Source organism: Microbacterium sp. ABRD28 (assembly GCF_003850245.1).
Lineage (GTDB): Bacteria > Actinomycetota > Actinomycetes > Actinomycetales > Microbacteriaceae > Microbacterium.
In genome coordinates this window covers 420,516-434,260 of the sequence record NZ_CP031015.1, presented here as the reverse complement: position 1 = coordinate 434,260, position 13,745 = coordinate 420,516, and the positions used below count along the sequence as shown (strand labels likewise).

Genomic DNA, 13,745 nt, shown 5'->3' with positions numbered 1-13,745 from the left:
CCGTGCGCTCGGCGGTCGCGGTGTTCATCCTCGACCGCGACCTCAGACCTCGGCCTCGACCTCGACCTCAGACCTCGAACTCAGACCTGGAGCGACCTCCGAAGCCGAACGCGACCTCAGAACCCTTCGGGCTTGGTCGCGATGCCGTCGAGCCAGAGACGGTCGCCCGCGTCGGCGTGCGTGCCACCCGAACCGACGTGCTTCGGGTCGATTCGATCGCCCTTGGTGATGACGTGGACCATCGCCATGGCATGACCGCGCCCCAGGTCGTAATCGGACTTCAGCCACTCGATGATCTCGGTCGCCTTCACGCCGGGTGCATCGAGTCCTCGCTCGCGGGCGATGTCGACGAGTTGTCGAGGGGTGAGACCCGTCTTGCGTTCGATGGTGTCGAGATAGGCCTGGAAGGACATTCTGCTCTCCTTGCCGTTCATTCTGTCGATGCGCCGCCGTGTGCGACAACATCAGCATATCGAAGAAAACTTCGCAATCAAGTCTTGCAACACTCGTACATCCGTACTAACATCGGGACATGACGTCACCACTTGCGAGGATCGCCCAGGCGCTCGAGGCACTGGCGCTCGCGGGTGGCGATCGCATGCCATCGGCGCTCACTCCGTCGGAGTTGATCGCGGTGACCGACGCTTTCGGATCGTTGAAGAGGCACGTCGACGCGGCATACGCCGGCGTCGCGGCGGAGGTCGCTCGGCAATCGCGCGCCGAGCTCGGGAAAGACTCGCTGGCGAAGAGGCAGGGATTCTCGTCACCCGCGGTCCTCATCTCGACGACGACCGGCACGAGCGTCGGTGAGTCCCTGCGGATGATCCAGGTCGGCGAGGCGACGGCGCCCCGTGCCACCCTGAGCGGTGAGCAGCGCCCGGCCAGGCATCCGCACGTGGCAGCTGCGGTATCCGCCGGACGGATGGGGATGACGGCCGCCGCGTCGATCGTGACCCTGTTGACGAAGCTGGCGCTGCGGGTCGACTCCGCACGGCTCGAGGACGCCGAGCGGCAGCTCTGCGACCTGGCGCCGGGGCTGCGCCCCGACGAGCTGGTCAAGCTGCTCGCGCGCGTGGAGGCGCACCTCGATCCCGACGGTGTCGCCCCGCGTCATGAGGAGCTGCGGGGCGCACGGACGCTCGTGATCCAGGAGCGCGACGGGATGCTGGTCATCTCGGCGAAGCTCGACGTCGAGACCGGAGCGCCGGTGAAGGCAGCGATCGAGTCGCTCGTGGGCGCGAGTCTCCGGCGGAACGAGCACTCCCCCGACGATGACCGCGACACCCGGTCGGTGAAACAGATGAACGCCGATGCCCTCGCTGACATCTGCCGGCACGCCATCGGATGCGATCGGGTTCCGACCGCTCCGTCGGCGACCGTCGTGATCCGCATGGATCTCGAGGCGCTCGAAAACCGCCTCGGCACGGCGACGATCGACGGCATCGCGCAGCCCGTGCCCGCAGGGATGATCCGCCGACTGGCCGCTGATCAGCAGGTCATCCCCTGCGTGCTCGGCGGTGAAAGCGAGATACTCGACTGGGGTCGCGCCCGCCGACTGTTCACCACGGCCCAGAAGCTCGCCATCGCCGAGCGCGATGGAGGATGCATCGACTGCGGTGCCCCGCCGATGTGGTGCCATGTGCACCACATCTCCTGGTGGGACAGGGACGGGGGCAGGACGGATCTGGCCAACGGGGCCCTCCTGTGCACCGGCTGTCACCATCGGCTGCACTCCGACGGGTGGGAGATCACCGTCGACGGTGCGGGGGTCGATGGTCGCGTGCACCTCGTGCCCCCACCCTGGATCGATCCACAGCGAAGGCCGAGACTGGCCGGGCGAGCCCGCTACCGCCTGACCGCCTGAACCCTCAAGTACGCTGATTAGGCCGGGCCCGCGGCATCCGGTAGCATCGAGGTTTGTCTGCGCGCACTCCAGCGTGCAGTTCGTACCCCTCCTTCGATGCCGGCCCACGGTCGCGCCCGAAACGGGGTGCAGACAAGGGATCTTGGGTGGCACCGTCCGGTGTCACGGTACAGAAGGAGACATCACCATGGCAGCAGTGTGCCAGGTGACTGGAGCGGTTCCCGGCTTCGGTCACAACATCTCGCACTCGCACCGCCGGACGAAGCGCCGCTTCGACCCGAACGTGCAGAAGAAGACCTACTACGTTCCCTCGCTCGGTCGGAAGATCACGCTGAACGTGTCGGCCAAGGGCATCAAGGTCATTGACGTCCGCGGCATCGAGTCGGTCGTGAAGGACCTCATCGCGAAGGGTGTGAAGCTCTAATGGCGAAGAAGGCTCAGGACGTTCGTCCGATCATCAAGCTGCGCTCGACCGCCGGCACGGGGTACACCTACGTGACGCGCAAGAACCGCCGCAACAACCCCGACCGCATCGTGCTGAAGAAGTACGACCCGGTCATCCGCAAGCACGTCGAATTCCGAGAGGAGCGCTGATCTCATGGCCAAGAAGAGCAAGATCGCGCGCAACAACCAGCGCAAGGAGATCGTCGAGCGCTACGCGGCCAAGCGGGCCGAGCTGAAGAAGGCCCTCGTCAGCCCCACCAGCACCGACGAAGAGCGCGAAGCCGCCCGCCTGGGCCTGCAGAAGCTGCCCCGCAACGCGTCGCCGGTCCGCCTGCGTCAGCGCGACGCGATCGACGGCCGTCCCCGCGGAAACCTCCGCAAGTTCGGCATCTCGCGTGTGCGCTTCCGCGACATGGCTCACCGTGGCGAGCTGCCCGGTGTGACGAAGTCGTCCTGGTAACACGCGCCAGCCGCTGAAGGGCGGGAGTTCTCCGGAGCTCCCGCCCTTCGCCGTTCCTCAGCGCGAGATCCGCCGGTGCGCCACCGCGACATCGGTCACCACCTCGTCGGTCGACTCCCCGCGCACGTGCGGATACTGCGCCTTCAGCAGATCGGCGAGCTCGTCCACGATCACGGCGAGGGCGCGTCCCGCACTGCGGACGGCCGCGCGCGGAGACGCCAGCGCCACGTCACGCAGCTCGAGCACGTACTCCATCGCCTGCGGGGCCGACAGCCGGCGCGACTCGTCGGCGAAGTAGAAGATCTCGGAGTTCTGCACCAGATCGGCCGTGAGCACCGCAAGCGACTCGGTCACCCGATCGACGATCGACGCCGCGCGCTCATCGCTGAAGGTCACCAGGTCCTCGGCGGTCCGCGAACGACGAAGGCTCTCGATCTGCAGCCCGAAGGCGCGCCTGCGCGCAAGCGCCGGGTAGAGCTGCATGAACCACGAGACCGATGCCGACAGCAGCGCGAATCCCATCAGCGCCTCCAGGGGAGACACCAGCCGCAACACCGGCTGAGCGGGCACGACGTCACCCAGCCCGAGGGTGGTGAGCGCGACGAGCGACATCGTCACCGACTCGGCGAACGGGTCGAACTCCGCCGGTTCCAGACTCTGGTAGGCGAATCCGTGCGGCATATGCGGCAGGTAGACCAGCGCCCAGCCGAGGGTGATGAGCACGACCCAGACCCCGATGACGACGAGGATGGTCAGCGGCGCGGATGCCGGGAAACGGCGACTCGGCACGATCGCCCACGACAGTCGGAAGATGAGGTGCGTCAGGCGGCCGGTCTCGCTCGGCCGAAGCAGCGTCTGGAAGACGTCGTAGAGCGCGGTGACGATCAGGATGATCCCGACGAGGGTGGCGACGATACCGGGGAAGGTCATGCGGGTCACGGTAGGCGATGCCCGCCGATCCGACACCGACCGAGGTCCCACCGGATCCGTCGCTCGTAGACTCAGGTGTCCCTGGGAAAGGAACGCCGTGCCACTCGACCCGGTCTTCGCCGACCGCCTTCGCGTCCACCGGAAGTACCTTTTCGGGCAGGCCGTCTCTCGGCTGAAGACGCGCCTGGCCGCGATCTGGCGCTTCGGGCCGCCCTCCAGCGCGCCCGCGCCTCGGAAGCGCGCCGAGGCGTCGCCCGGCCCGCGCGCCCGCGCGCGGGCGAAGCACCGTCGCGCGGCCCTGAAATGGGACCGCACCGAGCTCGAGACCGTCGGAACCCCGGGCCCCGACATCCGCACCGTCGAGCACACCGTCGAGGTTCCGGGCCGGCCCGCCGTGCGCGTGCGTGTCTACGACCCGCGCTCATCCGACGCGGATGCCGCCGTGGCGCCGCTCCCCGCAGTGCTGGCGTTCTTCGGCGGTGCCTTCCGCATCGGCGGCGTCGACTACCCGACCACCGACGCCGGGTTCCGCCGCCGCGCCGCCGACGCCGACGTCGTCATCGTCGCCGTCGACTACGCCCTCGCCCCCGAGCACCGCTATCCGGTCGCCGTCGAGCAGGGCGCCGCGGTGCTGCGCTGGCTGTTCGCCCACGCGGCCGCGCTCGGCGTCGACGAGGACCGCGTCGGTATCCTCGGCACATCCGCGGGAGCGAACCTCGCTGCAGCCGTCACCCTCATCAACCGCGACGGCGACGATCCGCTGCCCCTCCGACTCCAGGTGCTTGAGGTCCCGGTCCTCGACCTCACGGGCCGGCACCTCGACCTCCGGGCGACGCGGGCGCTGGGTGTTCCGACCGTCATCGCCCTGCGCGAGCTCCGGTCGGTCGCGCGCACCTACCTCCCCCACCGGCGGACGGCGCGCGAGCCCCTCGCCTCGCCCCTTCTCGCCGCCTCGCATGCAGGACTCCCGCCCGCGGTCATCCTCACCGCCGAATTCGATCCGCTCCGGGGTGATGGTGCCGCCTACGCCGCAGCGCTCCGCGAGTCCGGCGTCGATGCCAGCGCGGTGCAGTATCTCGGCGTCACCCACGACACCCCCATCTTCACCGGCGTGCTTCCCGCCGCTCGGCGATGGCACGGCGACGTGGTGGCGGCCCTCCGCCGACTCCACGGGCAGTGACCGTGGCGGGCGCCCGCCGTGCCCGCGAAAGGCCCCCGAAGGCCGCCTCAGGCGTCACAACAGCACCACAGTTCCGACGACACGCCGCCCATTCCGTCCGCCAGGAGCCGAAATCCGCGAAATTCCGCGGTTCCGTGGGTATATTCGACCCCGGTCGGTCCGACCAGCCGGCGGCGAACCCCGCCCCGGTCCACGTAGCAGAAGGCGACCTGTGGTCGCCCTGGAGGACAATCCACATGGCTGACAAGTCCATCACCAAGACCGAACTCGTCGCGAGCATCGCGAGCGCCACGGGTCAGAGCCAGTCCGCCGTGTCCGGCGTGCTTGACTCGCTCTTCTCCACGGTGTCGGAGGCGGTGGCCAAGGGCAGCAAGGTCTCCATCCCCGGATGGATCTCCTTCGAGCAGGTCGAGACCTCGGCTCGCACCGGCCGCAACCCCCAGACGGGTGAAGAGATCAAGATCCCCGCCGGCAAGCGCGTCAAGGTGACCGCCGGCTCCAAGCTCAAGGCTGCGGTCAAGTAATCAAGGTCGCACGCTGATCGGAAGGGGGATGTCGCACACCGCGGCATCCCCCTTCCGCATTCCCGCACCCAGCCCGCGCCCACCGCCCGCCCGTAGGCTGGTGGGGTGAACTCCCGCGCGCTGCGGGCCACCGGGCCCGTGATCCTGGTCGCCGCGGCGCTCGTCACCCTGGTCGCGGGACTCGCCCTCGGCGGGGGAGCGGCCCCGCTGCTGATCGGCGATCCCGGCCCCGTCGCGCGCTGGGGCCTCCCCATCGCCAAGCTCCTCGTCAACCTCTCCGCCGCCGGCATGGTCGGCGCCCTCGTCCTGGCGCTCTTCGCCCTGCGCGCGGGTGAACGCGAGTTCGATGTCGCCCTCGACACCGCATCGGTCTCGGCGGCGATCTTCACCGTCTCGGCCGCCGCCACCGGCTTCCTCACGTTCGTCGACGCGTTCAACCCGGCCATCAACGCCGGCGCCGAGTTCGGCGCGCAGCTCGGTCGCTTCCTCATCGACACCGAACCCGGCCGGGCGTGGCTGATCACCACCATCGCCGGCGCCGCTCTGACGGTCCTGACCTTCGCGGTGCGCTCCTGGCTCGCCACGATGCTCGTCGCCGTCGCGGCGATCGCGGCGCTCATTCCGATGGCCACGCAGGGGCACTCCGGCGAAGAGGCGAACCACAACTCCGCCGTCGTCGCCCTCGCGCTCCACATCATCGCCGCGGCGGCCTGGCTCGGCGGCCTTCTGCTTCTCGTCATCCTCCGACCGGTCCTCGAGCGCTCCCGCCTCACCGTCGTCCTCAGCCGCTACTCGAGCATCGCCCTGGCCGCGTTCCTCGTGGTGGCCCTCTCGGGCACCGTCCGCGCGGCCATCGGCGTGGTCACCCCCGAAGCCCTCTTCAGCCCCTACGGCGCGATCCTGGGGGTGAAGGTCATCGCCCTCATCGCCATCGGGGTCTTCGGCGCCTGGTACCGCCGTGGCGCCATCTCACGGCTGGATCGGACTCCGGATGCCGCGGGCCGCCGCTTCTGGGGGATCATCGCCGTCGAACTGGCGTTCATGGGCATCGCCAGCGGCGCCGCCGCCGCGCTCGCCCGAACGCCCCCTCCGGTCGACACCGCCCTCCCGACCGTGCGCACCCCGGCGGAAGTCCTCACGGGTGCTCCGCTGCCGCCCGAGTTCACCCTCGATCGATGGCTGACCGCGTGGGACCTCGACCTGCTCTGGGCGACCGCGGCCGGCTTCGGACTGTTCTTCTACCTCGCGGGTGTGTGGCGCCTCACCCGCCGCGGTGACCGGTGGCCGGTGTACCGCACGGTGCTGTGGGTGCTCGGGATCGTGCTGCTCTTCTGGGTGACGAGCGGTCCGATCAACGCCTACCAGGACTACCTGTTCAGCGTGCACATGCTCGGCCACATGCTGCTGTCGATGGCCATTCCCGCCCTCCTCGTCGCCGGTGCCCCCGTGACCCTGGCGGCGCGGGCGATCCACAAGCGCGACGACGGTACGCGCGGCGGCCGCGAGTGGATCCTCTGGGCGGTGCACACGCCGTTCTCCCGCGTGCTGACGAATCCGTTCGTGGCCGCCGGGCTCTTCATCGGGTCGCTCTGGGCGTTCTACTACACCGACCTCTTCCGCTGGTCGCTCTACGACCACCTCGGCCACGAGTGGATGATCGCCCACTTCCTCATCACCGGATACCTCTTCGCCCTCACCCTCATCGGCATCGACCCCGTGCCCTGGCGCCTCCCGTACGCGGGCCGGCTGCTGCTGCTCATCGGCGTCATGGCGATGCACGCGTTCTTCGGGGTGGCCATGATGATGCAGTCGGGCCTCATGGTCGCCGAGTGGTTCGGCTCGATGGGTCGCACCTGGGGGCCCACACCGCTGGAGGACCAGTACATCGGCGGCGGACTCGCCTGGTCGGTCGGCGAACTCCCGACACTCATCCTCGCCATCACGGTCGCGATCCAGTGGAGCCGCAGCGACGCCCGCGACCAGAAGCGCAGCGACCGCCACGCCGATCGCACGGGCGATGCCGAACTCGACGCCTACAACGCCCAGCTCGCCGCCCTCGCCCAGCGCGACGCCGAGCGCGCCGAACGCGGAGCCCGCGTCAGTCGCTGACCGTCCCGCCGGGGATCACTGCGTCTCCGAGCTCGTGATCGAGATCGAGGCGCGCCCCTCGGGATCGACCGTGATGCTGCCCGCGAGCGTGAACGGCACGTCTTCCTCGGTGCTCTCCACGCGTCCGTCGAAGAGCGAGCGGATGTCGACGGCGATCCGCGCCACGGCCGGGGTCGGCGGAATGATCCAGTTCGCCCCGTCCGGCTCCAGACGAATGGCGGGCTGCTGCGCGATCGACCAGGTCGGGGGCGAGACGATGCGGTCCTGCACGCGGTAGCCGAAAGGACATCCGGTCGGCTGGAGCACCTCCTGGGTGGCGCACCCGGTGAGGAACTCCTCCACACGGTCCTGCACCACCGAGACGAACTCCTCGGTCGGCTGGGCCTGCAGCGACACCGGCACCGAGGAGAACGGGCTGTCCGACACCACGGCCACCCCGGGCGTGCTCGAGATCGCCGTGTCCACCGAGACGGAGTAGATGCCGGGGGAGAACACCAGCAGCGACACCGGCGCCGAAGGGTCGGCCTCCGCGCCGTCGGGCGAGACCTGTCGCTTGTCCAGCGAGAATCCGTTGACGTCGAAGGTCATCGACCCCTGAACGGCCACCTGCATCACCGCGAGGGGACTCGTGGCGAATCGCCAGGTGGGGAGCGGACCCACCGATCCATCGCGTTCGACCTCGAAGGTCGTCGTCCCCTCGAACTGACCGGCGCGGTAGGCGGCGGTCACGCGGGTGACACTGCGGTCGGTCTCCTCGCCGACGATCTCCACGCCGCCGAGGGCGGCGAGGGCGTCGCGACGCAGCAGCGCCTGCGACGCAGTGGGAGGCAGTCCCGCCGCCTCGAGGGCCTCGATGTCGACCGAGACCCCCGGGGTGGCGAGGGCCTCGGCCGCATGCCCGTCGGCGAGAAGTCCCAGGTAGCGCTCGACGAAGGCGGCGGGGCTGTAGAACTCGCGGTACAGGGTCGCGCCGGCCGCGACGAAGGCGGCGATCAGGAGCGCGCCGATGACCCCCAGCACGGCCAGATCAGTGGCCAGGCGCGAGCGCGAGCGACGCCTGCCCCCCGCCGCCGCCCCCTGCTGCATGGGCCCAGTCTAGGAAACCGTTCCCCGCTCCGCGTCGATCTCGCGGGCGACGAGCTGGTGAACGGCCGCTGCGGCGGCCAGCTGGCCGGCGGCGATCGCCACGGCGAGCGAGGCCATCGGGCCGGGCATCGCCGCGGTATGCGCCATGTCGCCCGCAGCGAACACCCCTGACACGCTCGTGCCGCCCAGGGCATCGACCTCGACGCCCCCCGAGGGCAGCGTCGCAAGCCCCAGCTGCGCCGCGAACGGCGACCGCTGGGTCGACGTCGGCGCGACGAAGAGTCCGCCGACGTCGACGGCGTCGCCCTCGCGCCGCCGCAGCACCAGCCCGTCGGCGGTCCGCTCGACGCCGGCCACCTCGCCCGGGTCGATCACGACGACCTCCGACCCGATCGGCGAGAGCATCGCCCGGTGCGTGGCCGCGTGGGCCCCCGATCCGAGGATGCCGATGCGCTTTCCGCTGAGCTCATGTCCATGGCAGAACGGGCAGTGCGCGACCTCGCGCCCCCACGCCTCGGCGAGCCCCGGAATCGGCGGCAGCTCGTCGCGCAGGCCGGTCGCGAGGATCAGGACGGATGCGACGAAGACGCCGTCCTCGGTCATCGCGGCGAATCCGCCGTCATCCCGAGCCTCGACCGCGTGCACCGTCGCCTCGACGACCTGCACCGTCGCGTAGCCCGCGAGCTCCTCACGCGCGAGCCGGCGGATCTCCGCGGGCGCTTGGCCGTCGTGCGTGATGAGGTTTTGTGCGTGGTCGACCGTGCCGTTGCGGTACTCGCCCGAGTCGAACAGCAGCACCTCACGATGCATCCGACCCAGCGTCAAAGCTGCCTGCAGGCCGGCGGGTCCGCCGCCGATCACGATCGCGTCGATCATGGTTCCTCCTCAAATGGGGTTGCGTCAGACCTCATCGTGTGACTTCATGTCGACATGAAGTCAAGCGGTCTGGCCATCGGCGACGCGGCGGCGCGCTTCTCGCTGCCCACCCACGTCCTGCGGCACTGGGAGGACGCCGGTCTCCTCGCACCGGCACGCGACAGCGGCGGCCGCCGTCGCTACAGCGACGACGATCTGGTGCGCATCGCCGTGATCCTGCGCGGCAAGTGGGCGGGGATGTCGCTGGAGCAGATCCGGGTGCTGCTGGACGATCGGGCGCCCGAGCGCCACCGCGTCCTCGAGGCCCACCTCGCCGATCTCGCCGCGCGGATGGCCGAGATGGAGCGGTCGCGCCTCATGACCGAGCACGCCTTGCGCTGTCAAGCGCACGACATCTCCACGTGTCCGCGCTTCCGCGAGATCGTCACGGGTGTGGTGGCCGGCACGAAGCGCTGGCCGAGCGTCGCCGACGTCATGGAGCCGCGGCATCCGTCTACCATGAACCGGTGACCACGCCCGCGCTCTCCGCCGAGCAGGAGGCGCTGTTCCGGCTCATCGAGGACTCCCGCGACCACGTCTTCGTCACCGGCCGCGCCGGCACGGGCAAGTCCACGCTGCTGCAGCACCTGGCGTGGAACACCGCCAAGCAGATCGCGGTCTGCGCGCCGACCGGAGTCGCCGCGCTGAACGTCGAGGGTCAGACGATCCACTCGCTGTTCCGGCTTCCGATCGGGCTCATCGCGAACACCGACCTCGACCAGTCCGATGCGACCAGGCGCATCCTCAACGCCATCGACACCCTGGTCATCGACGAGATCTCGATGGTCAACGCCGACCTCATGGACGGCATCGATCGCGCCCTCCGTCAGGCGCGGGGTCGACGCGCCGAGCCCTTCGGGGGCGTGCAGATCGTCATGTTCGGCGACCCGTATCAGCTCGCTCCCGTGCCGCCCCGCGGCGACGAGATGCGCTACATCCGCGACCATTACCGCTCGTTCTGGTTCTTCGACGCCAAGGTGTGGACCGGCGAGGTCGCCGGCGACGGACTCATGGAGCTCGGCGCGTACGGCGCCTCTCTGCATGTGCGCGAGCTCGCCGAGATCCACCGGCAGGCCGACCCCGCGTTCAAGGCGATGCTGAACGCCGTCCGTCACGGACGTGTCACCGCCGACATCGCCCAGGTGCTCAACGACACCGGTGCCCGAACGCCCCCGCACCCCGACGACGGCGAGCACCCCATCATCACGCTCGCCACACGGAACGACATCGTCAACAACATCAACCGCCGGCACCTCACCGAGCTCGTCGGCCGCGAGCAGACCGCGGTCGCCGAGATCAACGGCGACTTCGGGCGGGGCGAGGCGAACTACCCCGCCGACACCGAGCTGAAGCTCAAGGTGGGGGCGCAGGTGATGTTCCTGCGCAACGACACCCAGGGCTACGGCGACCCGCCGCGCTGGGTCAACGGCACGATCGGCACGGTCACCCGCATCGCCGGCGGCACCGTGCGCGTCGAGGTCGACGGTCAGGAGTTCGATGTCGAACCCGCGGTGTGGGAGAGGTTCCGCTACGCCTACAACGCCGGGTCCCGTACGCTCACCCGCGAGGTGGTCGCCGAGTTCACGCAGTTCCCGCTGCGGCTGGCGTGGGCGGTGACGATCCACAAGTCGCAGGGCAAGACCTACGACCGCGCGGTGATCGATCTCGGCTCGGGCGCGTTCGCACCCGGCCAGACCTACGTTGCCCTGTCGAGACTCACCTCTCTCGACGGGCTCTACCTGTCGCGACCTCTCCGGCCGAGCGACATCCGCGTGGACCCGGATGTCGCCCGGTGGATGCACGAGCATGTCCGCCGCCCCGCGGTATCCTGACCCTCAGGCGACGGCTTCCGCCTTCGCGACGGCGAGGTCGTCGAACAGCTCGGTGTTGTAGCGATACGCGCGCAGCACCTCGTCGATGACGCGCTCCTGCTCGTCGGCGTCCCAGGGGGCGGCATCGAGCTGCTCGCGGTAGACCTCCTTGAACCCGCGGGGGTCGGCGATCTCGTCGAAGAGGTAGAAGCCGATGCCGTTGGTCTCGAAGCCGAAGCGCCGCGCCATGAGACGCCCGATGAACAGCCCGCCCGACAGGTCGCCGAGGTAGCGGGTGTAGTGATGCGCCACGAAACCGCCCGGCCAGGTGGCCCCGACCTGCCGGATGCGCTCCACGTAGGCCCGCGTCGTCGGCAGCGGGCTGATGCGGTCTCGCCAGTCGGCGCCGAGCAGGAAGGCGAGGTCGGCTTCGAGGGCGGGGAGCCTGGTCAGTTTGTCGGAGATGAAGACGGATGCCACGGGGTCGCGGCGCATCCGCTCGGCGGCCGATTCCAGCGCTTCGTAGATGAACCAGTGCTGGGCCACCAGTGCGACGTAGTCCTCGCGGGTTCCGGCGCCCTCGATGAGGTCGGCCATGAAACCGGAGCGCTCGCTCGAGGAGTGCGCGCTGCTGGAGCGCTCGCGCAGCGCCGCCGAGAACGGGATGGGGTCGGCCATGCGCCTCATCATAGGCGACTTAGGGTCACCTAACCAGCGCCGATCGGCGCTTTGCGACGCTCCTCGCTCAGTGCGGTCGAGGCGTGACGCCGAGGCGACGGCACGCCTCGTCGTACAGCGCCACGATCTCGCGCCGCACCTCGGGGCGCTCGGTGATCGCGCCCCCGGGCCAGTCCACACGCACCGCGACCTCGTCGCCCGCGTCGGTCTGCGCCATCCACTCGCCTCCCGCACCGTCGAGACCGGTCATCCGTGCCGTCCGGTACGCGCCCGACGGGCCGAACGCGCTCACGATCAGCAGATTGTCGTCACGGTGGTCGTCGTTCATGTGGCGGAGGATCGCCGCGACGGTGGCGTCGTCGAACCGGTGGGTCACAGCTGACCACCCTACGACGCGGGGCGATCACACAGCCCTCGTGTGCTTAGATTCTCGAGGACGACGATGCTCCTGGGGGGTGACATGCGGCTGCGTTCGGATCGATCGCGCGCTCTTCGTGGCGCCCTCGCGACGGTTGTGGCAGGTACGGTCGCCATCGGCGTGACGGCCTGCTCCCCCGACGACACGGTGCCGATCGACGTGCCCGCCCAGGTCGAAGGCTCCCTTCCTGACGAGATGGTCACCCAGCTGCAGGACGCGGTGACCTTCGCGATGGCCGCCACCGGGTCATCCGGCGCCGTCGTGGGCGTCTGGGCGCCCTGGAGCGGATCGTGGGTGTCAGGGGTCGGAACCACCGCACCCGGGGGCGCGGAGACCTCCGCCGACAGCGTCTTCCGTGCCGGACAGGTGACCCGTGCCATGACCTGCGACGCGGTCTACCTCGTCGCCGAGCGGGGACTGATCGACCTCGACGCGCCCATCACCGACTACGTCTCGGGCTTCGCCGGCCTCGCCGACATCACCGTCGAGCAGCTGTGCGACGGCACCTCGGGCCTGGGAGATTACGCACCGCGCCTGCAGAGCAGTTTCCTCACCACGCCCGACCGCGTCTGGAACCCGCGGGAGCTCGCCGGATACGGTGTCGGCACGACCGCCGACGTGACGCCCGGCGCCGCGTTCCGCGATTCCGACTCGGGGTACCTGCTCGCCGGGCTCGTTCTCGAACGGGTGACCGGTCGCTCCGCGGCCGAGGTGCTGCAGGACGAGGTCTTCGATCCGCTCGACCTGGCCGGCACCCGCCTGCCGGGCGCGTCGGCCTCTGCACCCGCAGCCGAGGGTCCCGTGCTCGACGGGCTCTGGTCGCCCGATGTCGAAGGCGGCGTCAACTGCGCGGAGCCGCTGAACATCACCGAGGCCTCGGCGAGTTTCGGCTGGACCGACGCCGGCGTCGTCACGACCATCGACGATCTCGGTCGTTACGCCCAGGGACTGGCCGCCAACGCCCTCGGAATAGACACCGATGAGCGCTATGACACCCCGCTGCCGCCGTACGACGGGGCACCGTCGTGGCAGACCACCGCCGGCGGCGTCGTCCAGGCGGGGTCGATGATCGGCCAGTACGGCTCGACCCCCGGGTACATCACCGCCACCTTCGCCGACCCGCAGACCGGACTCACCGTCGCCGTCTCGCTGAACAACTCGCGCGCCGCCGACGGGATCGGGGCGTTCCTGGCCTGGCAGCTCGCGGCGATCGCGTCGAAGGCGCCCGCCGCGTCGGGGCAGACTGCACCCGAGGCGGGTCTGCCCTGGACTCCCGAGCAGCAGCGCGACGCCATCGCCCAGAACGCGATCTGCCCCCTCCCGTGA

At 69.9% G+C, this 13,745-nt stretch carries 16 protein-coding genes; 10 read left to right on the top strand and 6 right to left on the bottom strand.

Annotated features, from left to right (window positions below):
• Positions 1-116: 116 nt before the first annotated feature.
• Positions 117-413 (bottom strand): DUF4287 domain-containing protein, encoded by a 297-nt coding sequence (locus tag DT073_RS02195; RefSeq protein ID WP_124291908.1) that lies wholly within the window; start codon positions 411-413, stop codon positions 117-119.
• Between the two features lie 119 nt (positions 414-532).
• Here DT073_RS02195 and DT073_RS02190 point away from each other — a divergent pair, with 119 nt between their 5' ends.
• The 4 genes from DT073_RS02190 to rpsN all read left to right on the top strand — a co-directional run bounded on the left by DT073_RS02190 (position 533) and on the right by rpsN (position 2,768).
• Positions 533-1,864 carry an HNH endonuclease gene (locus DT073_RS02190; protein ID WP_240638694.1) on the top strand — a complete coding sequence of 444 codons (1,332 nt, stop codon included), beginning with the start codon at positions 533-535 and terminating at the stop codon, positions 1,862-1,864.
• Positions 1,865-2,051: 187 nt separating this feature from the next.
• A complete protein-coding gene (gene rpmB, locus DT073_RS02185; protein ID WP_124291907.1) occupies positions 2,052-2,288 on the top strand; it encodes a 50S ribosomal protein L28 in 237 nt (78 codons plus the stop codon).
• Positions 2,288-2,458 carry a 50S ribosomal protein L33 gene (rpmG, locus tag DT073_RS02180; protein ID WP_005051772.1) on the top strand — a complete coding sequence of 57 codons (171 nt, stop codon included), beginning with the start codon at positions 2,288-2,290 and terminating at the stop codon, positions 2,456-2,458. The genes rpmB and rpmG overlap by 1 nt, the downstream gene beginning before the upstream one ends.
• Before the next feature lie 4 nt (positions 2,459-2,462).
• Entirely contained in the window at positions 2,463-2,768 is a 306-nt protein-coding gene (gene rpsN, locus DT073_RS02175) for a 30S ribosomal protein S14 (RefSeq protein WP_124291906.1), read from the top strand.
• 57 nt (positions 2,769-2,825) lie between these two features.
• Here rpsN and DT073_RS02170 read toward each other — a convergent pair whose 3' ends face one another.
• Positions 2,826-3,698 carry a potassium channel family protein gene (locus DT073_RS02170; protein ID WP_124291905.1) on the bottom strand — a complete coding sequence of 291 codons (873 nt, stop codon included), beginning with the start codon at positions 3,696-3,698 and terminating at the stop codon, positions 2,826-2,828.
• A gap of 97 nt (positions 3,699-3,795) precedes the next feature.
• On the opposite strand from DT073_RS02170, the gene DT073_RS02165 reads away from it, so the two are divergent.
• The 3 genes from DT073_RS02165 to DT073_RS02155 all read left to right on the top strand — a co-directional run bounded on the left by DT073_RS02165 (position 3,796) and on the right by DT073_RS02155 (position 7,511).
• The gene (locus DT073_RS02165) at positions 3,796-4,878 is read left to right on the top strand and encodes an alpha/beta hydrolase (RefSeq protein WP_124291904.1); all 1,083 of its coding nucleotides are present in this window, start codon (positions 3,796-3,798) and stop codon (positions 4,876-4,878) included.
• Positions 4,879-5,114: 236 nt separating this feature from the next.
• On the top strand, positions 5,115-5,402 hold the full coding sequence (locus DT073_RS02160) for an HU family DNA-binding protein (protein ID WP_124291903.1): 288 nt from the start codon (positions 5,115-5,117) through the stop codon (positions 5,400-5,402).
• 105 nt (positions 5,403-5,507) lie between these two features.
• Positions 5,508-7,511, top strand: a complete 2,004-nt coding sequence (locus DT073_RS02155) for a bifunctional copper resistance protein CopD/cytochrome c oxidase assembly protein (RefSeq protein ID WP_124291902.1) — start codon at positions 5,508-5,510, stop codon at positions 7,509-7,511.
• A 15-nt stretch (positions 7,512-7,526) separates the two neighbouring features.
• Here DT073_RS02155 and DT073_RS02150 read toward each other — a convergent pair whose 3' ends face one another.
• Positions 7,527-8,597 (bottom strand): hypothetical protein, encoded by a 1,071-nt coding sequence (locus DT073_RS02150; protein ID WP_124291901.1) that lies wholly within the window; start codon positions 8,595-8,597, stop codon positions 7,527-7,529.
• A 9-nt stretch (positions 8,598-8,606) separates the two neighbouring features.
• Positions 8,607-9,473 carry an NAD(P)/FAD-dependent oxidoreductase gene (locus DT073_RS02145; RefSeq protein ID WP_124291900.1) on the bottom strand — a complete coding sequence of 289 codons (867 nt, stop codon included), beginning with the start codon at positions 9,471-9,473 and terminating at the stop codon, positions 8,607-8,609.
• Between the two features lie 54 nt (positions 9,474-9,527).
• On the opposite strand from DT073_RS02145, the gene DT073_RS02140 reads away from it, so the two are divergent.
• Positions 9,528-9,983, top strand: a complete 456-nt coding sequence (locus DT073_RS02140; RefSeq protein WP_124291899.1) for a helix-turn-helix domain-containing protein — start codon at positions 9,528-9,530, stop codon at positions 9,981-9,983.
• Positions 9,980-11,344 (top strand): ATP-dependent DNA helicase, encoded by a 1,365-nt coding sequence (locus DT073_RS02135; protein WP_124291898.1) that lies wholly within the window; start codon positions 9,980-9,982, stop codon positions 11,342-11,344. Before DT073_RS02140 ends, DT073_RS02135 begins: the two co-directional genes overlap by 4 nt.
• A 3-nt stretch (positions 11,345-11,347) precedes the next feature.
• Here DT073_RS02135 and DT073_RS02130 read toward each other — a convergent pair whose 3' ends face one another.
• Together DT073_RS02130 and DT073_RS02125 are read right to left on the bottom strand one after the other, a co-directional pair.
• A complete protein-coding gene (locus DT073_RS02130; protein ID WP_124291897.1) occupies positions 11,348-12,001 on the bottom strand; it encodes a biliverdin-producing heme oxygenase in 654 nt (217 codons plus the stop codon).
• Between the two features lie 67 nt (positions 12,002-12,068).
• Entirely contained in the window at positions 12,069-12,377 is a 309-nt protein-coding gene (locus DT073_RS02125) for a DUF2470 domain-containing protein (protein ID WP_124291896.1), read from the bottom strand.
• A 162-nt stretch (positions 12,378-12,539) separates the two neighbouring features.
• Here DT073_RS02125 and DT073_RS02120 point away from each other — a divergent pair, with 162 nt between their 5' ends.
• Complete coding sequence (locus DT073_RS02120; protein ID WP_240638693.1) at positions 12,540-13,745, top strand: serine hydrolase domain-containing protein; 1,206 nt, start codon at positions 12,540-12,542, stop codon at positions 13,743-13,745.

What these genes read in the sequence shown, in the direction of transcription:
- DT073_RS02195 (WP_124291908.1), bottom strand. Translation starts at nt 413, where the DNA reads ATGTCCTTCCAGGCCTATCTCGACACCATCGAACGCAAGACGGGTCTC.
- DT073_RS02190 (WP_240638694.1), top strand. Translation starts at nt 533, where the DNA reads ATGACGTCACCACTTGCGAGGATCGCCCAGGCGCTCGAGGCACTGGCG.
- rpmB (WP_124291907.1), top strand. Translation starts at nt 2,052, where the DNA reads ATGGCAGCAGTGTGCCAGGTGACTGGAGCGGTTCCCGGCTTCGGTCAC.
- rpmG (WP_005051772.1), top strand. Translation starts at nt 2,288, where the DNA reads ATGGCGAAGAAGGCTCAGGACGTTCGTCCGATCATCAAGCTGCGCTCG.
- rpsN (WP_124291906.1), top strand. Translation starts at nt 2,463, where the DNA reads ATGGCCAAGAAGAGCAAGATCGCGCGCAACAACCAGCGCAAGGAGATC.
- DT073_RS02170 (WP_124291905.1), bottom strand. Translation starts at nt 3,698, where the DNA reads ATGACCTTCCCCGGTATCGTCGCCACCCTCGTCGGGATCATCCTGATC.
- DT073_RS02160 (WP_124291903.1), top strand. Translation starts at nt 5,115, where the DNA reads ATGGCTGACAAGTCCATCACCAAGACCGAACTCGTCGCGAGCATCGCG.
- DT073_RS02150 (WP_124291901.1), bottom strand. Translation starts at nt 8,597, where the DNA reads ATGCAGCAGGGGGCGGCGGCGGGGGGCAGGCGTCGCTCGCGCTCGCGC.
- DT073_RS02145 (WP_124291900.1), bottom strand. Translation starts at nt 9,473, where the DNA reads ATGATCGACGCGATCGTGATCGGCGGCGGACCCGCCGGCCTGCAGGCA.
- DT073_RS02140 (WP_124291899.1), top strand. Translation starts at nt 9,528, where the DNA reads ATGAAGTCAAGCGGTCTGGCCATCGGCGACGCGGCGGCGCGCTTCTCG.
- DT073_RS02130 (WP_124291897.1), bottom strand. Translation starts at nt 12,001, where the DNA reads ATGGCCGACCCCATCCCGTTCTCGGCGGCGCTGCGCGAGCGCTCCAGC.